Source organism: Mycobacterium sp. 1081908.1, from assembly GCF_001673535.1.
Classification (GTDB): Bacteria; Actinomycetota; Actinomycetes; order Mycobacteriales; family Mycobacteriaceae; genus Mycobacterium.
Window position 1 is genome coordinate 108,980 of sequence record NZ_LZLY01000097.1, and the last position, 20,235, is coordinate 129,214.

The 20,235-nt window shown below is 67.0% G+C and carries 19 protein-coding genes; 6 read left to right on the forward strand and 13 right to left on the reverse strand.

From position 1 onward, the window contains the following. The first annotated feature begins 95 nt into the window (after nt 1–95). Complete coding sequence (locus tag A5655_RS14435) at nt 96–1,694, forward strand: multicopper oxidase family protein (protein WP_067011134.1); 1,599 nt, start codon at nt 96–98, stop codon at nt 1,692–1,694. A gap of 3 nt (nt 1,695–1,697) precedes the next feature. Here the strand turns inward: A5655_RS14435 and A5655_RS14440 are convergent, their stop codons facing one another. The 8 genes from A5655_RS14440 to A5655_RS14475 are packed head-to-tail and all read right to left on the reverse strand — an operon-like array spanning nt 1,698 to nt 10,840. After that, complete coding sequence (locus A5655_RS14440; RefSeq protein WP_067011136.1) at nt 1,698–2,519, reverse strand: alpha/beta fold hydrolase; 822 nt, start codon at nt 2,517–2,519, stop codon at nt 1,698–1,700. A gap of 13 nt (nt 2,520–2,532) precedes the next feature. Next, on the reverse strand, nt 2,533–3,525 hold the full coding sequence (locus A5655_RS14445) for a cyclase family protein (protein ID WP_067011138.1): 993 nt from the start codon (nt 3,523–3,525) through the stop codon (nt 2,533–2,535). Further along, complete coding sequence (locus A5655_RS14450) at nt 3,513–4,340, reverse strand: coniferyl-alcohol dehydrogenase (RefSeq protein ID WP_067011140.1); 828 nt, start codon at nt 4,338–4,340, stop codon at nt 3,513–3,515. Before A5655_RS14450 ends, A5655_RS14445 begins: the two co-directional genes overlap by 13 nt. 20 nt (nt 4,341–4,360) lie before the next feature. Then, nucleotides 4,361–5,665, reverse strand: a complete 1,305-nt coding sequence (locus A5655_RS14455; protein WP_067011142.1) for an LLM class flavin-dependent oxidoreductase — start codon at nt 5,663–5,665, stop codon at nt 4,361–4,363. A 19-nt stretch (nt 5,666–5,684) separates the two neighbouring features. Further along, nucleotides 5,685–7,412: an FAD-binding protein gene (locus A5655_RS14460; protein WP_067011144.1), complete on the reverse strand. Its 1,728-nt coding sequence runs from the start codon at nt 7,410–7,412 to the stop codon at nt 5,685–5,687. Then, on the reverse strand, nt 7,409–8,326 hold the full coding sequence (locus A5655_RS14465; RefSeq protein WP_067011146.1) for a 3-carboxyethylcatechol 2,3-dioxygenase: 918 nt from the start codon (nt 8,324–8,326) through the stop codon (nt 7,409–7,411). Before A5655_RS14465 ends, A5655_RS14460 begins: the two co-directional genes overlap by 4 nt. Next, nucleotides 8,274–9,977, reverse strand: coding sequence for a bifunctional 3-(3-hydroxy-phenyl)propionate/3-hydroxycinnamic acid hydroxylase (locus tag A5655_RS14470; protein ID WP_067011148.1), 1,704 nt, complete (start codon nt 9,975–9,977; stop codon nt 8,274–8,276). The genes A5655_RS14465 and A5655_RS14470 overlap by 53 nt, the downstream gene beginning before the upstream one ends. Next, nucleotides 9,977–10,840, reverse strand: coding sequence for an alpha/beta fold hydrolase (locus tag A5655_RS14475; protein WP_067011150.1), 864 nt, complete (start codon nt 10,838–10,840; stop codon nt 9,977–9,979). The genes A5655_RS14470 and A5655_RS14475 overlap by 1 nt, the downstream gene beginning before the upstream one ends. A 128-nt stretch (nt 10,841–10,968) precedes the next feature. Between A5655_RS14475 and A5655_RS14480 the strand changes: the two genes are divergently transcribed. Together A5655_RS14480 and A5655_RS14485 are read left to right on the forward strand one after the other, a co-directional pair. Further along, nucleotides 10,969–11,634 (forward strand): IclR family transcriptional regulator, encoded by a 666-nt coding sequence (locus A5655_RS14480; RefSeq protein ID WP_067011152.1) that lies wholly within the window; start codon nt 10,969–10,971, stop codon nt 11,632–11,634. A gap of 26 nt (nt 11,635–11,660) precedes the next feature. Further along, nucleotides 11,661–13,292, forward strand: coding sequence for an FAD-dependent oxidoreductase (locus tag A5655_RS14485; RefSeq protein WP_067011154.1), 1,632 nt, complete (start codon nt 11,661–11,663; stop codon nt 13,290–13,292). 8 nt (nt 13,293–13,300) lie between these two features. Here A5655_RS14485 and A5655_RS14490 read toward each other — a convergent pair whose 3' ends face one another. After that, nucleotides 13,301–14,500, reverse strand: a complete 1,200-nt coding sequence (locus A5655_RS14490; protein WP_067011156.1) for a sensor histidine kinase — start codon at nt 14,498–14,500, stop codon at nt 13,301–13,303. 68 nt (nt 14,501–14,568) lie between these two features. Here A5655_RS14490 and A5655_RS14495 point away from each other — a divergent pair, with 68 nt between their 5' ends. The 3 genes from A5655_RS14495 to A5655_RS14505 all read left to right on the forward strand — a co-directional run bounded on the left by A5655_RS14495 (nt 14,569) and on the right by A5655_RS14505 (nt 17,129). Further along, on the forward strand, nt 14,569–15,222 hold the full coding sequence (locus A5655_RS14495; RefSeq protein ID WP_067011158.1) for a response regulator transcription factor: 654 nt from the start codon (nt 14,569–14,571) through the stop codon (nt 15,220–15,222). 2 nt (nt 15,223–15,224) lie between these two features. After that, on the forward strand, nt 15,225–16,178 hold the full coding sequence (locus A5655_RS14500) for a dipeptidase (RefSeq protein ID WP_067011160.1): 954 nt from the start codon (nt 15,225–15,227) through the stop codon (nt 16,176–16,178). A 201-nt stretch (nt 16,179–16,379) separates the two neighbouring features. Next, the gene (locus tag A5655_RS14505) at nt 16,380–17,129 is read left to right on the forward strand and encodes a class I SAM-dependent methyltransferase (RefSeq protein ID WP_067011286.1); all 750 of its coding nucleotides are present in this window, start codon (nt 16,380–16,382) and stop codon (nt 17,127–17,129) included. Here A5655_RS14505 and A5655_RS14510 read toward each other — a convergent pair. The 4 genes from A5655_RS14510 to A5655_RS14525 all read right to left on the reverse strand — a co-directional run bounded on the left by A5655_RS14510 (nt 17,126) and on the right by A5655_RS14525 (nt 20,209). Beyond that, entirely contained in the window at nt 17,126–17,500 is a 375-nt protein-coding gene (locus tag A5655_RS14510) for a limonene-1,2-epoxide hydrolase family protein (RefSeq protein ID WP_067011162.1), read from the reverse strand. The genes A5655_RS14505 and A5655_RS14510 overlap by 4 nt on opposite strands. 45 nt (nt 17,501–17,545) lie before the next feature. After that, the gene (gene meaB / locus A5655_RS14515) at nt 17,546–18,433 is read right to left on the reverse strand and encodes a methylmalonyl Co-A mutase-associated GTPase MeaB (RefSeq protein WP_067011163.1); all 888 of its coding nucleotides are present in this window, start codon (nt 18,431–18,433) and stop codon (nt 17,546–17,548) included. Between the two features lie 7 nt (nt 18,434–18,440). Continuing rightward, on the reverse strand, nt 18,441–19,580 hold the full coding sequence (locus A5655_RS14520) for a thiolase family protein (RefSeq protein ID WP_067011164.1): 1,140 nt from the start codon (nt 19,578–19,580) through the stop codon (nt 18,441–18,443). Nucleotides 19,581–19,690: 110 nt separating this feature from the next. Then, a complete protein-coding gene (locus tag A5655_RS14525; RefSeq protein ID WP_067011165.1) occupies nt 19,691–20,209 on the reverse strand; it encodes a phenolic acid decarboxylase in 519 nt (172 codons plus the stop codon). Between the last annotated feature and the right edge of the window lie 26 nt (nt 20,210–20,235).

A 20,235-nucleotide genomic window follows, 5' to 3' on the forward strand; every position in this document is an offset into this window, starting at 1 on the left:
TTGTGGCAGCCGATAACTCGGTACTTGCGCTCCGGCCAACGGCCGAGCACGGTATAAGTCGGCGGGGCGGTTCGACCCGAGACGAGGAGCGCTCAATGCCCGTGCGGCCCCCAAGCGGGGTACCTTTCGACGCGACGTTGCTCACCCGCCGCGGCTTCATGGCGGCCGGCCTCGCCGGCGGGTTGGCGCTTGCGGGCTGCAGCCAAACGAAATCCCAAGTATCGGGCGCCGCAGCGCAAATGGCCGCCGCCATCGACGCGGCCGAGCAGGCACGGCCGCACAGCGGGCGCACCGTCACCGCCAGCCTGACGCCGCAGCTGGCCGACATCGATCTGGGCGGACGGGTCGTGCGCACGATGGCCTACGGCAACGGCATTCCCGGACCGCTGATCCGCGCCAACGTCGGTGACGAACTGGTCGTCACCGTCGCCAACCGGCTGGACGTCCCGACGTCGGTGCACTGGCACGGCGTGGCGCTGCGCAACGACATGGACGGTGCCGCGCCCGCCACCCCGAACATCGCGGCCGGCCAGGACTTCACCTACCGGTTCTCCGTCCCGAATTCGGGCACTTACTGGGCTCACCCGCACACCGGCCTGGACGCCGACAAGGGGCTTTACCTGCCGGTCATCGTCGAAGATCCGAACGAGGGCGACTACGACGCCGAATGGGTTGTCGTCCTCGACGATTGGACCGACGGTGTCGGCAAGAGCCCGCAGCAGCTCTACAGCGAGCTCACCAATCCGAACAAGCCGAGCCGGTCGACCATGCCGACGACGTCCACAACGACACCGACGTCCCCGACCAGCTCAACGACGTCGATGACGCCGACATCCAGCATGCCGGAGATGCCTGGCATGTCCGACAACGGCGGAACAAAGAGCGATCTGCTCGGCGGCGACGCCGGAGACATCGGCTATCCCTACTATCTGATCAACGGCCGAATCCCGGCCGCACCCACCACCTTCAACGCGAAGCCGGGTCAGCGCATCAGGATCCGCTTCATCAATACGGGCTCGGACACCGCGTTTCGCGTCGCGCTGGCCGGCCATTCGATGACGGTCACCCACACCGATGGCTTCCCGGTCGTACCCACCCGGGTCGACGCCCTGCTCATCGGCATGGCCGAGCGCTACGACGTCATCGTCACCGCCGCAGACGGCGTCTTCCCGCTGGTGGCACTGGCGGAAGGGAAGAACGCGCTGGCACGCGCGCTGCTGTCCACCGGCACCGGCAGCCCACCCGACGCGGGGTTTCAGCCGGCCGAACTCGGCCAGCGGGTCGGCACCATCGAAATGTTCACGGCCACAACGCCCGTCAACCTCGGCCGGCCACAGCCCGACCTCAACCTTCCGGTCGTGTTGGGCGGCAACATGGCACAGTACAACTGGACGATCAACGGGAAACCCTACAGCCAGACCGACCCGCTGCGTGTCCGCGAGGGTGAACGGCCCACGATCACGTTCGACAACACCACGATGATGTATCACCCGATTCACCTGCACGGCCACACCTACCAGCTGATCAAGGCCGACGGCAGCCCCGGCCCGCGCAAGGACACCGTGATCGTGCTCCCCAAGCGGAAGGTGCTCGCCGTGCTGGTCGCCGACAACCCGGGTGTCTGGCAGTTGCATTGCCACAACACCTATCACCAGGAAGCCGGCATGCAGACCCGGCTCGAGTACATCTTTTAGATTTCAGGCGGTTGCGATGAAGTCCAGCAGCAACGCGTTGACCGCGGCGGCCCGTTCGATCTGTGGGCAGTGACCGGCCTGGGCCACCACCGCGGCGCGGGCACCGTCGATCTGTTTGGCGATCTGGGCGGCCCAGCCGGACGGCAGGAGTTTGTCGTCGCCCCCCTCGATGACAAGCGTCGGCACGCCGATGCGCTCGTAGGCGCGCGTGCTCGAAGGGGTCGGGGCGGGCGCGGCGTCGGGGCGACGAAATCGTGCCGCCGCCACCGCCTCCCACGCGCCCGGGACGGTGCTCGACTCGTAGCGCCGACGGACGTAGTCCTCGTCCGCCGGGTAGCCGGGGTCGTGGAACAGCGCCTCGACGATGCGGCGCATCGCCGGGAGCGTCGCGTCGTACTGCTGGAGCGCATCGAAATGCCGATTTTGCTGGATCTCGCCTCCCCCGCAGATGATCACCAGGCTGCGGACCGGCAGCAGCGGCGTGTCCGACGTGGCGTCGGTGAGCAGGTTGATGGCGCCCATCGAGTTGCCGACGAAGTGCGCGGAGGAGACGTCGAGCTCCTCGCAGAATCGCGCCACGTGCCGAATCCGCATCCGGCGCCCTTCGACGAAGTCGATGACCTTCGCCGACTGCCCGAACCCCAGCTGGTCCGGTGCCAGGACCCGGTACTGCGCGGCCAGGGCGGCGATGTTGCGTTCCCAGCCGAGTTCCGCGCTGGCGCCGAACTCTCCACCGTGCAACAGCACCACCGGTTCGCCTTCGCCCGCCTCCAGATAGCTGGTGCGCAGGCCGTCGACCAGCAGGGTTTTGCGATGAATCTCCAATCGCCCGCCTTCTCTACTTGATCGCGATCGGATTCACCGGCGAACCCACGGCGCCAACGACTCTCAGGGGCGGCGCGACGAGCTGGAACTCGTACACGCCGTCGGCGGCGCAGTCGTCCGCCAGCGCGGTGAGGTCCCAGTACTCGCCGAACATCAGCCCCATGTCACGCAGGCAAAGCAGATGCAGGGGAAACGTTATCCCGTCGACGCCGGACACCAGGTCCTCGACCTGGAGGTTGTCGGCCGCGACCGCCGCGATCTCGTGGTCGTGCAGCCACGAAGCGCACCGCCAGTCCAATCCGGAGTAACCTTCCAACTTGTTGCCGGTCGCCAGAAACCTTGTCCACCAACCGGTCCGGATCAACACGATGTCACCCCGGCCCACGGTCACCCCCTGCGCGCGAACCACGTCGTCCAGCTCCTCGGGAGTGATCGGGTTCCCGGCCTCGAGGAAGACCTCCGCGCCGCGGTGGCGAACCAGGTCCAGCAGCACACCGCGTGAGGTGATGCCCTTGCCGTCGACCTTGTCGATGCCGCAGCGGTAGGCCCCCATGCTGGTGACCGAATCCGCCGGGAAGCCGTTGTAGAGCTGACCGTCGTAGTAGACGTGCGACAGCGCATCCCACTGGCTGGCGGCCTGCAACGGCATGATGATCATGTCGTCGTTGAAGCGAAACGGATTGTCGGCCGTCATGTACTGACTGAGCTGCTGGGCCAGCGGGTTGCGCGCCCAATCGGGCCCGTATTTGGTGAGCGTGTTCACATCGCCGCCGTCGACCGTCATGACATGCACCGGATTGTGCCGAAACTCGAAGGCGCCCTGCGGTCCTGACGCGCCGAAGTCGACGCCGAGCGGAAAGACCTTGCCGTGCCGGACCAGGCCGGCGGCTTGCGCGACCTTGTCCGCGGTGATGAAGTTCAGCGTGCCCAGCTCGTCGTCGGCTCCCCACCTCCCCCAGTTGGAGACGTCGCGCGCGACTCGCCGGAAGTCGGTTACGTTGGCCACGGCGCTCCTTCCTCGAGCTCACGGGCGATCGCCGCGCCCACGTTCCCACCGTCGACCCACAACACCTGGCCGGTGATGTAGCTGGCCGCGCGGCTATTGAGAAACAATAGGGCCGCGGCCTGTTCGGCGGCCTCCGAAACGCGACCCAACGGTTTGGGAATGTCGTCCAGAAAGCCCTGCCCGTACGCGGTGCGCAGCTGATCGAGGATCGGGGTTTCGGTGACGCCCGGGCCGGTGCAGTTGATGCGGATGCCGCGCGCGCCAAGGGGTGCGGCGCTTCGCATGGTGTAAAGGATGATCGCCTCTTTGGACAGTTGGTAGCCCCCGCCGGCCAGCGCATCGGGGTGCGCGTGACACCAGTCGATGCCTTCGGCCATCGTCGCGGTGTCCAGCAGGGGCGCCACCGCGCGCAGGTGGTCCCGGTACGCCGCAGCGGCCAGTGACGATACGCTGACGATCGACGAGCCCGCCGGCATCTTTTCGATCAGCGCCTCGGTGAGCTGGCGCAGTCCGAGGAAGTTGATGGTGACGACCAGCGGGGGGTCGCCGATCCCGGACGAGACGCCGGCCACGTTGAACAGCGCGTCGACCGGCGCCTCGACCGAGGCCACCGCCCGGTCGATGGAGGCCGGATCGGCGAGGTCAACCTCGTGAAACCCGTTGAGCTCGAACGCCGGACGGCGCTTGTCCAGCCCGACGACGTCGGCCCCGAGCTCGCTGAGCTGCCGCGCCACGTGTTCGCCGATGCCCGAGGCACATCCGGTTACCACGGCACGGCGGCCGTCGTAGCGCCACAGCTCGTCGATGTGTCCCACGGCTCAATCCGCTTCCGGCGTCACTTGCCCTGCTCTTGCTCCTGGGCGCGCCGCGCCGCCTGGACGCGACCCTCGTTGATCTCGGCCATGGCCTCGGGGATCTCGCTGGCGGTGAACTTGTCGCGGCCGGTGGGCAGGCCACCGAAGGCGTAGGTTTCGTCGAACAGCGGTGCCGTCGACTTCGGCCGTCGCGCCTCGACCTTTTCGATCGCGGGTGCGAGCCGCTTGGCCTTGTCGGCCACGGCCTTCTGGTCACGCTCGATGAACTCCGGCAGCACCTCTTTGCCCATCAGCTCAATGGATTCCATGGTGCCCTCGTGGCTGCGCGGGTTGAGCAACAGGATGATCTCGTCGACGCCGCTCTCCTCGTAGCCGCGCAGGAATTCGCGCACCGTGGCCGGGGATCCGATCGCGCCGCGCCCAGGGCCGTAAGCCAGGGTCGGGTCCTTCTCGACCTCTTCGAGATACCGCTTCCAGACCCCGGTGCGGCCGGGGACGTGCATCCCGGTCAGGTAGTAGTGCATGATCCCGAACGAAAAGAATCCGCCGCCCTGCCCCAGCCGTTGCAGCGCCTCCTCCTCGGTCTTGGCGACCATCATCGACAGGTCCCCACCGATGGCCAGGATGTTCGGGTTGATCTGTGGCGTGATGGGCACGCCGTTCTCCTCGAACTCCTTGTAGTAGCCGTTGACCCGGTCGGTCAGCGGCCCGGGACCGGTGTACGCGAAGCTCAGTGCCCCGATGCATTTTTGGGCGGCCATCTGTACGCTCGCCGGCCGCGTGCAGGCGACCCACACCGGCGGATGCGGCTTTTGCAGCGGCTTGGGAATGACGTTGCGCGGTGGCATCTGGATCTGGTCGCCTTTGAAACCGGTGAACGGTTCCTCGATCATGCATCGGATCGAGACCTCGAGGGCCTCCTCCCACTGGGCGCGCTTGTCGGCGGGATCGACATCGAATCCGCCGAGTTCGCCGACGGAGGAGCCTTCCCCGGTGCCGAACTCAACCCGCCCGTTGGACAGCAGGTCGATGGTGGCGATGCGTTCGGCCACTCGCGCGGGGTGATTGACCGCGGGCAGCAGGTGCATGATCCCGAACCCGAGCCGGATGTTCTTGGTCCGCTGGCTGGCCGCGGCCAGGAAGATCTCCGGCGCGGTGGAATGGCAGTACTCCTCGAGGAAGTGATGCTCGGTCAGCCAGACGGTGGAGAACCCCGCCTTGTCGGCGGCCTCCACCTCGTCCAGGCAGTCCTGCAGTAAGACGTGTTCGTCGTCCGGGGCCCACGGACGCGGCAGCGCGAACTCGTAGAACAGCGAGATTTTCATTGATTACCTCCCATATGAGTTAAGGGGTCTGTTTGTTGGCTTGGGCTGCAAGGTGTTTGGCGGCCACGTAGCCGAACGTCATGGCCGGGCCGATGGTCGCCCCGGCGCCGGCGTAGCTGCGGCCCATGACCGGCGCCGAGGTGTTGCCCACCGCGTAGAGCCCCGGCACCACGGTGCCGTCGGGCCGCAGCACGCGGGCGTGTTCGTCGACACGCAGGCCGCCCGAGGTACCCAGGTCGCCCAGGACGATTCGGAATGCGTAGTACGGCGGCTTGCCCAACGGATACAGGTTCGGGTTGGGCAGGGTCGGGTCGCCGTAGTAGTTGTCGTAGACGCTGTCGCCGCGGTTGAAATCGTCGTCGTGCCCCTGGTGCGCGAGTTCGTTGAAGCGGCTTGCGGTTGCGGAAAGCTGATGTGCCGGCACTGCTATCTTGGCGGCCATTTCGTCCCATGTCATGGCCGCTTTGACCACGCCCGATTCCAGCCAGGCGGCGGGAACCTTGCGGCCGGTGGGTACCGGCGCGCCGGGAATCTTCGGTATCGGGAGATGGCCGCCGATGACATAGCGATTCCACGACCGGTGATCGGTGATGAGCCAGCAGGGGATGTGCGTCACTCCCGACTTCTGCCCGTCGATCATGGCGTGGCCGAAGTCCATGTAGGGCGCCGCCTCGTTGATGAAGCGCTTCCCGTCGCCGTTGACGATGAACTGCGCGGGCATCATCCGTTCATTGAGCATGAATTGCATCCGGCCGTCCGGCCACTGGATCGCCGGGAACCACCATGCCTCGTCCAGTAGTTCGGTTGCGGCGCCGATCTTCTCGCCGGCTCGGATGCCGTCGCCCATGGCGGCGGGGTTGCCGAAGCTCCAATCCTGCTCGATGACGGGCAGTTGCTCTTTGCGCCAGGCGAGGTCGTGGTCGAAGCCGCCGGAGGCCAGGATGACGCCCCGTCGCGCGCCGACCCGCTGCGTGGTCAAGTTGCGCTCCACCGCCACACCTGTCACCGCGCCGCCGGCGTCGGTGAGCAATTCCACCATCGGCGAGTCCAACCACAGCGGGATACCCCGTTCCCGCATGGCCAGCCTGAGCCGGGCGGCCAACGACTGTCCGATCGCCGCCATCCGCTCACCGAAAACTCTGGCCCTGACCATCCGCGCGATCAGTTTCAACAGCACGCCCTTGCCGGCCCATGACTGCCGGATCCGGTAGAAGGTCCGAAGCTCCTTGGGTCCCAGCCAGATTCCCTTGGGGGCCAGCGCCAGCGGCTGCAGCAGCGTTTGCTCGTCGGGGCCCAGCTTGCGCAGGTCGATGGGGGGCACATTGATGGTGCTGCCCAGCTCGGAGCCGCCGGGCAGCTCCGGGTAGTAATCGGCATAGCCCGGCTTCCAGACGAATTCGAACCAGCTCGAGAGGTTCTCGAGAAACTCCAGCATTTGCGGCGCCGCATCGACGTACTGGCGTATCCGTGCCTCAGCGACCAGGCCGTCGGTGATCCTCAGCAGGTATTCGACGACACCCTCGGGTGAGGGCGTGTAGCCCTCGCGGCGTTGCGCGGGTGCGCCCGGCACCCAGATGCCCCCACCCGACAGGGCCGTGGAACCGCCGAAATACGACGACTTTTCCACGACCAGCGCGTCGAGACCCGACGCCTGGGCCGTCAGGGCCGCGGCCATGCCGCCCCCGCCGGACCCGACGATGAGCACGTCGACGACGTGATCGAAGCCCTCCGTAGCGCCGGTGGTCATACTGGCACCGCCGTTCGGATGGCGAAGCCCGCGATCAATTCGGCGGCCGGCTTGTAGTAACGCACCGTGGTCTCGTATCGCCCCACGGTCTCCAGCGCTGCGAAAGCCGAGACCCAGGTCCTGATTTCGTGTGCCGAGCTGCCGCCCTCGTACGTGACGAACGAATTGGACCACTGATCGAGGTCGGCGAGCTTTCCGTCGTCGATGATTTCGAGGAACCGGTGGTCCCACGCGGGGTTGAGGGGTTGCAGCTCGCTTTGGCCGTCGGCGAAGTTCTTGGCGGCCTCGATCACGACCGCCTGCCGCGCTTGCCGCTGATCGGGTGTCATCGGTCGGCCGTCCACGATCCGCTCCAGCACGGCCGGGGGTGCGCTCGCCAGCGTCGGCACCGGCGGGCTGTGGGAGAGCCCTCCCGAACCTATCAACAAGACCCTCTTGTCCAGTTCGGCCAGATAGCCGCCGACGGCGGAACCGAGTGCCCGGCAACGGCGCAACGGTCCGAGCGGCACGCCTATCGCGTTGACGAAGATCGGTATCACCGGGCGCGCGGTGGCGTCGCCGAAGAGCTTCTCCAGCGGCTGCACGGTGCCGTGGTCGACGTCCATGGCGGCCGACACCGCGACGTCCACGCCGGCGCCAAGGACGGCTTTCGCGCACTCGGTCGCCAGGTCCTCGGGGACGTCGAGCGGGCCCGCGTGGGTGCCGTAATCGCCAACGCCGTTGGCGCGCATGCCGATGCAGAACGGCGGCATCACCTTGTAGAAGAACCCGTTGTAGTGGTCCGGTGAGAAGATCACGACGAGTTCCGGGTCGTAATCTTCGACGAAGCGCCGCGCTTGCGCGATGGCGCCTTCGATGTCGTCAAGCAGGCCCCGCGACGGCCCCGGAAGATTCAGGAGCGGGCTGTGCGACATACAGCACAGAGCCAGTGCCACTTTGAGGATCACCCCCTCCCGGTGTGAGGGTGAGGGCGTCCAGGAGCGAGGCGCTCAGCTCGGGCGCGAGCTGGGCGATGGAGGCGCCCGCGATGCACCGATCGGGCCGCAGGAACAGCACCGACTCCTGATGGGCGTCGAACCACGCTTTCAGCCCGCCGTTGCGGTCGCCGACGATAACGACATCGGGGTCGTCGTGGCCTTCCCAGTGCAGCTGGGTCACCGGGCGCAGCGCAAAGAATCTGGCGCCCAAAACTTTCCAGCTGGCGAATGCGTCCTCGCCGAGGATCTTGCGGGGGTTGTTGTTCCAGCACAGCACGGCGAACCAATCGCCCAGCACGTCGTCCAACAGCACGTCGCGCTGCGCGCGGGTATCGACCCGAGGCTGGATGAACAGCGTGCCCACCGGCGAGTCGGCCCGGCGCGGAGCGGAGTGCACAACGGCGCCCTGCTCGTAGCGCGGCATCGGCTTGAACCGCATTTCCAGCACATACCGCTTGAGCGAGGGAACAATCGACGCCGACCGCACGAGGAGGTCGCGGGCGGTGGCGATCCTGCGGTCGGTCGGCGAGATCACCCGGCCCACCATGGTGGAGAGGTCGATCATCGCCCGCGCATGCTTGCGGCGCTCGATGTCGTAGGTGTCCAGCAACGCGTCGTCCGCCAGGCCGCGCACCACCGCGGCGAGCTTCCAGCCCAAATTGAACGCGTCGCGAATCCCGCTGTTGTAGCCCTGTCCCTGCCACACCGGCATCAGGTGCGCTGCGTCGCCGGCCAGCAACAGCCGGCCCGAGCGGAACGCACCGGCGATCCGTGAGTGATGGGTGTAGACGCGGCGCCGGATCACGTCGACCCGGTCGGGGTGCGGCACCATCCGCGCCAGCATCCGCGTCAGAAACGCCGGATCCTCGGCCTGCTCGTCGGTCTCGTCGGCGTGAATCATGAACTCGAACCGACGGATTCCGTGGGCGATCGAGATCGAGGCGTAGGGGCGCTCCGGGTCGGCGCCGACCTCGCTGTTCGGGTGGCCCAGGGGATCGTTGGCGACGTCGACCACCAGCCACCGCGTCGGCGACGTCGTCCCGTCGAAGGACACCCCCATCATCCGGCGGGTCGTGCTGCGCCCGCCGTCGCACCCGACGACGTATCGTGCGCGCACCCGTGCGGGATTGTCGTCGCCGCCACACTCGACCGTCACCGCTTCGTCGGTCTGCGCGCACGAGGTCATGGGCCGGTTCCACCACACCTCGACATGCTCGAATCTGTCCAGGCCGCGCAACAATTCGGCATCGACGAGCGGCTGGACGAACCCATTGCGCTTCGGCCAGCCGAAACGCGCGTCGGGCGGCGCCATTTCGGCGAGCACGCGACGCTTGGCGTCGACGAAACGCAGGATTTGATTGGGCACGGTGTGGGGCAGAATCCGGTCGACCAGCCCGATCGACTGGAAGGTGCGCAACCCCTCGTCGTCCAGGCCGACCCCGCGGGGGTAGTCGATGAGGCTGTCGCGCTCGTCGACGACCAGCGTCCGAACACCGCGCAGCCCAAGGATATTGGCCAAGGTCAACCCGACCGGGCCCGCGCCGACGACTGCAACGTCGAAATCCACGTGCTGCCCGTCGCCGCCCATCACCGGTCCAGCAGGAAGTCGAGATGTAGGCGGTTGAAGGTCTTGGCGTCCTCGTACTGCGGCCAGTGACCGCAGCCGGGCATCAGCTCGAAGCGCGCGTTGGGAATCATCGACGCGATGCGGCGGCCCTCGGTCACGTCGGCGGTCGGGTCGTCACTGGTCCACAGCACCAGCGTGGGCGCGGTGATCGAACCGTATTCGTCCGGGGAGACGATGTTGCGGGCGCGGATCTCGGGATCCTGCAGGGCCATGATGTCGCGCATGGCGTCGACGAATCCCGCTTGGCGATATACCCGTTGGCGGCTGGCGACCAGGTCGTCGTAATCCTTGGACTTGTCGGCCATCAGCCATTTGATCCGCGCTTGGACCGTCTCCCAGGTCGGGTCCTCGGCGGCGGCCATGGACAGCGTGATGATCCGCTGCATCACCTCCGGGTCGGCCTGGGAGCCGCCGGCGGTGTTGAGGACCAACCGGTCCACCGCGTCGGGATGGTCGATGGCGGCGCGCGCCGCCACCCAGCCCCCGAGCGATTCACCGCTGATGCTGGCCCGGTCGACCCCGATGGCGCGCAGCACCTGCAGCAGGTGGTCGACGTAGTGGCCGACCTCCAGCGGGTGGCCCGGTTTGTCGGTGTAGCCGTGGCCCAGCATGTCGATGGACCAGGTCCAGAAGTGCTCGGCGTGCGCCGCCAGGTTCCGGACGTAGGCCTCCGCGTGGCCCCCGGATCCGTGCAGGAACATCAGCACCGGCTTGCCGGAATCGCCGGCGCGCAGGTAGCGGGTGCGGACTCCGCCGGCATGGAGGTAACCCTGCGAAAACGCGACACCCTGGAGATCGCTCCATATGCTCTCGAATTCCGCCACGGTCCCTCTCACGCCTGCTGGTAGTCGGAAATATTGTTCTCGTCTTCGACCTACTATGTGTGCTAATATCGCACACTAATGTGCGTTATCTATAGAGCTTCGCTCTCGGATGGGGGTCTGTCAAGGTCATGACGGGCTCCCAGACGCTGGCCAGGGGGCTCACGGCGCTGCACCTGGTGGCCGATTCCTCGAACGGGCTGACCGTGCAGCAACTGGCCGACCAGCTCGGGGTGCATCGCACCATCGCCTATCGACTGCTTTCCACGCTCACCGAATTTCGGTTGGTGGCCAAGGGAGAGGACGGGCGCTACCGCCCGGCGGCGGGCCTGGCCGTGCTCGGCGCCTCGTTCGACCGCAACGTGCGCCAGGTCAGCCTGCCGATCCTGCGCGCGCTGGCCGACGATCTGAGCACCACTGTGTCACTGCTCATCGCCGAGGGCGACCAGCAGGTGGCGATCGCCGTGATCGTGCCCAGTCATGTCGCCTACCAACTGTCCTTTCACGAGGGCAGCCGATACCCGCTGGACCGCGGCGCGGCGGGAATCGCCTTGCTCGCGAACATGCCACCGCGCCCGGGCGAGCGAGAGCTGGTGACCAAGACTCGCGAGTGTGGTTGGGTGATCACGTACGGCGAGATCGAACCGAACACCTACGGTTTGGCGGTCCCGGTCAACCGCCCGGCGCCGTCCCCGCCGACCTGCATCAACCTCATCTCGCACCGGGAGGACGTCGTCATGCGCGGCAAGGACGCGGTCATCACCGCCGCGAAGCAGTTGGCGGAGCTGTTGAGCTAGCCACTGAGCTGAAGGGATAGCAATCCATGTCATGGGACCGTGAAGTCGATGTCGCCGTGCTCGGCAGCGGAGGCGCCGGACTCACCGCCGCGCTGACGGCGGCGGTGGCCGGCGCGTCCGTCGAGGTCTTCGAGAAGGCCGCCACGGTTGGCGGCACCACCGCCGTGTCCGGCGGCGTCGTGTGGATTCCCGCCCATAACCGTTCTCCCGATGGGGAATTGACGGTGGCGGACGCGTTGCGGTACCTACGAGCCCAGTCTCTTGGCGCGATGGACGACGCCCTGGTCGAGACGTTCGTGCGGACCGGACCGCGCATGCTCGACTTCGTCGAGGCGAACAGCGAGCTGCGTTTCGAGATTGCCGCCGGCTTTCCCGACTACCGGCCCGAGCTGCCCGGAGGGCAGCCCGGCGGCGGCCGATCGCACAAAGCGGCTCCCTTCGACCTGAATCGGTTGGGCGAGTGGGGCACCCGGATCACGGCGTTTCCGATCGATTTTTCCAACGTGGGTTTTGACGCCGAGACCCTGGCCCGCTTGCACGCGGCCCGGCTGGACGCGGCCACGGGCGAAGAACCCGGCAACCTGTGCGTCGCCGGTGCCGCACTGATCGCGGGCCTTCTCCGCGGCTTGCTCGACACCGGCGCCACGATCCACGTCAACGCCCGCGCCGAGCGGCTCATCGCCGATGCCGGCGAGATCATCGGAGTCCAGGTGGCCCTGCCGGGACAGACCATCCGGGTGCGCGCGCGCCGCGGAGTCATCCTGGGAACGGGCGGCTTCGAATGGGATCCGGTTCTCACACAAGCGTTTCTGCGCGGTCCCATGCACGGCGCGGTCTCACCGCCATACAACACCGGGGACGGGCTGCGGATGGCGATGTCGCAGGGCGCGGATCTGGCCAACATGGGCGAAGCCTGGTGGGTTCCGATCGTGCAGATCCCGGGCGACACCATCGAAGGAAAGCCGCGAAGCCGCAGCGTCCGCCTGGAGCGCACCCGTCCGAGGAGCATCATCGTCAACTCGGCCGGGCGTCGGTTCGTCAACGAAGCATCCGACTACAACTCGATGGCCGGCGCGTTCCAGTACCTCGACCCCCGCGGCGGATACGTCAACGATCGCGGGTGGATGGTGTTCGACTCGGTCCACCTACAGCGGTACGGCTTCCTGGGCATCGCGCCTGGAGAGGCGGTTCCGGACTGGTTCTGCGAATCGGCGGATCTGGCCGAGCTGGCCGCCAAGACCTGCATCGACGCCGACGGACTCGCCCACACCATCGAGAACTGGAACCGGAATGTGGCCGCCGGCGCCGATCCCGACTTCGGGCGCGGCTCCAGCGCGTACGACGGCTATTGGGGCGACGACAGCGCCACCACCCTCGCCGGCAAGACCCTCGGCCCGATCGACACCGCGCCGTACTACGCCGTGCCGGTGTCCATCGGCGCCATGGGGACCAAGGGCGGCCCGCGCACCGACGCCGACGCCCGCGTCCTGCACGTCGGCGGCGACCCGATACCGGGACTGTTCGCCGCGGGCAACGCCATGGGCGGCGTGACCGGTCGGGCCTACGGCGGCGCCGGTGGAACCATCGGCCCGGCAATGGTTTTCGGTTATCGCGCGGGCCATGCGGCCGCCACCGGGAAATCCGTCGATCTTCAGTAGCGGGTCCGCTACCGGAGCGGAAGCTGCACGCGTACATGGGTGCCCTCGGGTGAGTCGAGGAAGACGAACGACCCGCCCGCGGCCTCCACGCGGGCCCGATGCGACGCCAAACCGATGTGCCCCTGGGCCAGGCGGCGCGCCACCGCCTCGTTGCTGAGCCCCACCCCATCATCCTCCACCTGCAGAACGCATGTGCCGTCGGTGATTCGGATGGTGACCGACGCGTTGCTCGCCCGCGAGTGTTGCACCACATTGGAAAGCAATTCGCGCACCGCGCCGAACACCATCGGGTCGATGTCGTTGCGGATCGGATAGTCGATGTCGGTGGAAACGTCGATACCGGAACGCTGAGCGGTATCGGAGGCCAACTGTTGCACCGCCGCGGCCAAGCCGACCTGTTCGAGAACGGCGGGATGCAGTTGGTAGGTGGCCTGCCGCAGTCGCTGCGAGGCATCCTGCAGGCCGGTAAGCGCGCGCCCGACGCGCGCGTCGCCGGGGAAGGCCGCATCCAGTTCGACGATCTCCTGGCGCACGGCCAGGATGTCTTGCAGCGGCCCGTCGTGAATGGACCCCGCGATCCGGCGGTGCAACAGGTCCGAGGCGGTCATCGTTTGGGCCAGCAGCTCCTCGCGCAACGCGCTCAAACCCGCCACCGAGCGCGTGTGCCGCTCTTCGATGCGCACCACCACGAACGCTGTGGCACAGAGCAGTCCATACAGCACGAACCGGAAAGCCGCCTGAGCCCACCCGATGTCGTGCACCATCTCCGGGTCTTCGAGCACCGCGAGGCCGAACCCACCCATGGAGAAGGCGAGCACCACCCCAGCGCGGCGCGACGACACGTCGAGCCCCACCAGGATCGGCAGCATGGTCATGATCAGCAGCGGATAGATCCCGTTGGTGGACAGCACCTGGAAGACGGTCAACGTCACGACGTCGATGACCGTGAATACGAACGGCTCAAACCGGCCTATCCCGACCCCGCGGCGGAAGGGGGCAAATGCCAACACCAGAGCGCATAGCGCGGCGGCCGCATACAGGAAGATCAGCACCGTTTGCTGGGCCCATTCGAACCGGTACGTGCCGATGAGCATGGCGAACACCATGAGCCCCACCACACCGATCCGAAGCACCGATGCGAACCGATACGACCGCAACTGGTGGGCCCTGCGCACCCGTTCCAATTCGACGTCACGAGTCACCGCCACCAAAACACCGTACGACCGGCGACTTATTGCGAGCGAATCGTTCGCGCGAACGGTTTAAACTCGTCGCCATGGTCGGCGCTGCGACGGCCGGGAAAGTGCGTGTGGTTGTGGGCGATGACCACCCGCTCTTTCGTGAGGGTGTGGTGCGTGCGCTGTCGTCGAGCGGTTCGGTAAACGTGGTGGGCGAGGCGGACGACGGCGCAACAGCGCTGGAATTGATCAAGGCGCACCTTCCCGACGTCGCGTTACTGGACTACAAGATGCCCGGCATGGATGGCGCGCAGGTGGCAGCGGCAGTCCGAAGCAACGACTTGCCGACCCGCGTATTGCTGATTTCCGCCCACGATGAGCCGGCGATCGTGTACCAGGCGCTGCAGCAGGGCGCCTCCGGATTCGTGCTGAAGGACTCCACCCGCACCGAAATCGTCAGAGCCGTGCTCGATTGCGCCAAGGGTCGCGATGTGGTGGCACCCTCGCTCGTCGGCGGCCTGGCCGGCGAGATCCGCCAGCGCGCGACCTCAATAGGCCCGGTTCTCAGCGCGCGTGAACGCGAGGTGCTTAGTCGGATCGCTCGTGGCCAAAGCATCCCGGCGATCGCGGGCGAGTTGTACGTGGCGCCGTCGACGGTCAAGACCCACGTGCAGCGTCTCTACGAGAAGCTCGGGGTCAACGACCGAGCCGCGGCCGTCGCCGAGGCGATGCGGCAGGGGCTGCTCGACTAGCCATGTCACTCCTGTGGGACCAGCACACCTGCCTGCCGCTGCAGACCGACGCGGAAGTCGGCCCGCTCACGCGGTACCGGCGCGGCGGCGGCGCGTTCCTGTCGGTCAACGCCGGGTATGCGCCGCACACCTTCGACGACTCGGTGGCGCTGCTGCGGCACTACAGCGCCGCGGTCGAAGCCCACCCGGAACTGGAGCTGGCGTCCAATCTCGCTGAGGTCGAGGCGATTAGCCGTGCGGGTCGGATCGCGGTCGCCTTCGACCTGGAAGACTCCGCTCCCCTCGACGGTGACCTCGACAACCTGGCGACATTGATGAATCTCGGCGTGCGCACGCTGCTGCCCACCTACAACCAGGCCAACCGGGCCGGCAGCGGCTGCCTGGACGCCGCGGACGGCGGGCTCACCGCGTGGGGGCGTTCCCTCGTCACCGAGATGAACGTTGTCGGCGTCGTGCCGGACGGATCCCATTGCAGCGCCCGCACCGGGCTGGACATGTGCGAGGTCTCAAGCGGCCCAGTCATTTACAGCCACTCCTGCATGCGCGCGGTTTGGGATCACCCGCGCAACATCACCGATGACCAGGCCCGTGCCTGCGCGGCCAGCGGCGGCGTCATCGGAATCACCGGCGTCGGCATTTTCCTCGGGCCCAACACCCCTACTCTCGAGGCGATGACCCGACACCTCGAGTACGCCGTCGAGCTCGTCGGCGTCGACCACGTCGGCGTCAGTACCGACTTCTCGTTCGATTTCGCCGATTTCGTCGACGAGGTGGTGCGCAATCCGCACCTGTTCGACGACAGCTACACCCGCTGGGGACCGATCCGGTGGATGCCGCCCGAAACCTTCCTCGAGCTCGACGACCACCTGCGTGGGCGCGGGTGGAGCATTCCCGATGTCGACGCGGTCCTTGGCGGAAACTTCTATCGTGTTGCCCAGCAGGTTTGGAAGGCTTAACCGCCAGCCGATCCGACGTTGGTTTCGCTGATGTTCCTGGCGAGTTTGCGGTTGATGGCTACATCCAGCAGTCGCGTGACGAGCGGGTGGGGTTGCTCGATGGTCGAGCGATTCTGCGGAACGAACGATTTGGCGTTGCCTTGCTCCAACGAAATTCGTGAGGGGCTGGCGGAGTGGATCCAGCTCGGTCATCCTGAGTCGATGGGTGCCTACGATCGGATCGGCGTGGGATATGTCGCGACGCGCCGACCCGATCCGCGGATCGCGTCCCAGATTCACGCCTCGCTCGCCACGATGGGCACCGTGGTTGACGTCGGCGCCGGCGCGGGGTCCTACGAACCGGCCCAGACCGTCGTCGCTGTAGAGCCCAGCATGGTGATGATCGCCCAGCGGCCACTCGGGTCGGCCCCATGTATACAGGCACTCGCAGAGGCTTTACCGTTGCGCGACAACTGCATTGACGCCGCGATGGCAATCTTGACCGTGCACCACTGGAGCGATGTGGTCGCCGGGATCGGCGAGATGCGTCGGGTCGCCCGCTACCGGACGGTGATCTTCACGTGGGATCAAGCGGTAACCCGTGACTTCTGGTTGCTGCGTGAATACCTGCCAGCGGCCATGCGGATCAGCGACGAGCTGTACGTGCCGGTCGAGCAACTTGTGGAGCTGTTGGGGGGCGCGCACGTACAGACGGTCCCGGTGCCGCACGACTGTACCGACGGGTTCGGCGCCGCCTACTGGCGTCGTCCCGAGGCGTACCTTGACCCCTCCGTCCGCGCGGGCATGTCGATGCTGGCTTACGCAGATGAATCCGAGCTCGTCGATGGCTTGACCCGACTCGCGGGCGACCTGCGCTCCGGACGATGGCATCGTCGGCATTCCGACCTGCTGGAACGACAGCAGCTTGACGCCGGCTACCGCCTGCTCATCAGCGATCAGTCGGACGCCTAGCCGAAAGCGCTTGTGATGGCGCCCATGTCGAAGTAGTCGCGCCACGCGACGATCTTGCCGTCTTGCACCTCGAAGACGCCCATCACCGGCAACGGGATCGTCCCGCCGTCCTTGCGGCGCATCACGTCCGTGCGCTCGTTCATCACCAACGAGCCGTCGCTGATCTGCCGGTGCACGTTGAAGTCGATGCCGTCGAACGCCGCGAGAAACCCTGCGATGAATTCCTTGATCGCCTCCCGGCCGCGCACCGGATCCATCGGGATGTTGTGGTAGACGGCGTCTTCGGTGAAGTACCCGGCCAGCTCTTCCGGCTGCGGGGAAGCCCAGCGTTTGCAGAATTCGGTTACCAGCTCGTCGGCGGAACGTGTCATGGGTTCATGCAACACATCGATACCGGGCAAAGCAAGGGCCGCGTGTTAATCGCCGCGTTCCGCCTCCGACGAAAGCAGTTTTTCGGCCGCCGTGTACGGATCGTCCTGGCCGTCGACCACCGACTCGGCGAGCCGGTCGAGACCCGCCTGGGTCCGCAGTCGAGTTTGCGCCATCGACAGGATCTGCGCGCGGGCCCGCGCCAACCGGCGCTCCCGGCTGTCGGTGCGGTGGTGATCTTCGATGGCGGCCATCAGGTCGCCAACGCCCTCCCCCCGGGCGGCGATGAGGCTGACGATCGGTGCGTTCGTCTCGGCGCGCAGATCACGCACGGTCTGTTCGGCGCCCTCGCGGTCGGCCTTGTTGACCGCCACAATGTCGGCCACTTCGAGCACGCCGGCCTTGGCCGCCTGCACCGCGTCCCCCGCCCCCGGATTGAGGATGACGATGGTCGGGTCGGCGACGGCGGCGATTTCGATCTCCGACTGCCCCACACCCACGGTCTCCAGCAACACCACGTCATACCCGATCGCGCCCAGCAGCCGGATGGCCGCCGGAACCGCGGCGGCCAGTCCCCCGATGTGACCGCGAGTCGCCACCGAACGGATCAGCACGTCGGAGTCGTTGATATGCGCGGTCATTCGGATCCGGTCGCCCAGCAGCGCCCCGCCGCTGAACGGCGATGACGGGTCCACGGCCAGCACGGCCACCCGGCATCCGCGTTCTCGGTACGCGCCGACCAGCGCGCCGACGGTCGTCGACTTGCCGGCGCCCGGTGGTCCGGTAATGCCGATGACACTGATGCTGAGCTCGGCTGCGGACCCGATGCTCGCCAGCACCTCGTCGCGGCGCTCGCCTTCGACCAGGCTGAGCAACCGACCCGCCGCGCGCGGAGATCCGTTGCGCGCTCCCGCGATCAGGTCGGCGATGGTCATGTGCGCATTATGGCGCAGCGACCTCGATGACCGTCGCGGAACCCATTCCGCCGCCCGCACACATGGCGGCGACCGCTATTCCGCCACCGCGGCGGCGCAATTCGTGCACCAGCGTGACCACCATCCGGGCCCCGGTTGCCGCAACCGGGTGTCCCAGCGAGCAGCCGCTGCCGCTGACGTTGACCTTGTCGGGGTCCAGGTCGAGTAGCTTGATGGTCGCCACGCACATCGCCGCGAAGGCCTCGTTGATTTCGAAGAGGTCCACATCCGAGGTCGAAAGCCCCGCGCGCGCAAGCGCTTTCGGTATGGCGTCGACGGGCGCTAAACCGGTGATGGCCGGATCGACGCCGACGGACGCCCAGGACCGCACGGTGGCGAGCGCGGGCAGGCCGAGGGCGTCGCTCGCGATGGTCAGCACGGCCGCGCCGTCATTGGCGCCGCAGGCGTTGCCGGCGGTGATCGAGAAGCCCTCGATTTCCGGGTGCAGCGGCTTGAGCGCGGCCAGCTTCTCCATGGTGGTGTCGCGGCGCGGGTGCTCGTCGACCGAGAACAGCCCGTGCGGCGTCTCGATCGGGACGATCTCCTCCTTGAAGAGCCCTTCATCGATCGCCGCGACGGCGTTGCGGTGCGACCGCAGCGCCCACGCGTCCATCTCCTCGCGACTCACGCCCGCCTTGAGCGCGGCGTTCCAGCCCACGGTGATCGACATGTCCATGTTCGGCGCGTCGGGCCGGTCCGGGTGGGTCGGCGGGAACCAGTCGACCCATTCCCCGTCGACCTGCGTTCGCGACCGCGGCGAAGTGGACGCCGAGTTCACGCCGCCGGCGATGACGAGCTGATCCATCCCGGCCCGCACGCTTGCCGCCGCGCTCTGCACCGCCGCCTGACCGGCCGCGCAGTGCCGGTTGTTGGCCAGGCCCGGCACGTGCGGCAGTCCCGCCGTGATGGCCGCGTGGCGCGCGATTACGCCGCCCCCGTAGAGGCCCTCACCCAGGATCACGTCGTCGACCTGCGCCGGGTCCAGATCCTTGACCGCTTCGCTGACCACGTGGTGGGCCAGGTCGAACGCGCTGGTGTCGCGCAGCGTGCCCTTGCGGGCTGTGCCGATGGGGGTCCGCAGGGCGGACACGATGACGGCTTCGGGCACGGATCTTCTCCAATTTCGGCAGCGCGATGCGAACGGGAGGCACCCGCACATTCACGAGAACCCTATTCTCTCATTCCGAGAGTATGAGTTGCAACAAGCGCAGCGGCCGACTAGTCGGTGCGGTTGGACCATCCCGGGGGCAGGTTCTGCGGAGCGGTATCGATGACGGTCTCGTCGTCGGCGCCGACGTATTCGAACAGGGTGATGTAGGCGAATTCGGGGACTTCGTAAATCGGGTAGGTCGGGCCCCGGTCCCGGTAGTCGCGCATCTCATCGAGATGTTCGTTCTGGAAGCACACGGTGCGCTCACCGTGCGTGCGGACCCACTGTGGGAAGAAGATCACGCCGTGGATGCGGCGTTTGGTGGGCAGGACGTTGACGGCCACGCACGTCCCGGTGGGTTCTGACCACGAAACTTTGAAGCTGTCATCGTCGAGCTGGACGAGGTTCACCTCTTGGCCTTTGACCCACCGGCCACCCACATGTCCGGAATGGATGCGGTAGTCGATGGTGGCGGCGTTCTTGACGTACATCTCGTACTGCCACCCGTTGGCGTAGGTGTATATGAAGCGGTGTCCGACGATTCCCGAAAGGTCTTGCGGCGGAATCGGGTTAGCGACACTCGTCATTGCCGTTGCTCCTACCTGGTCGGCCG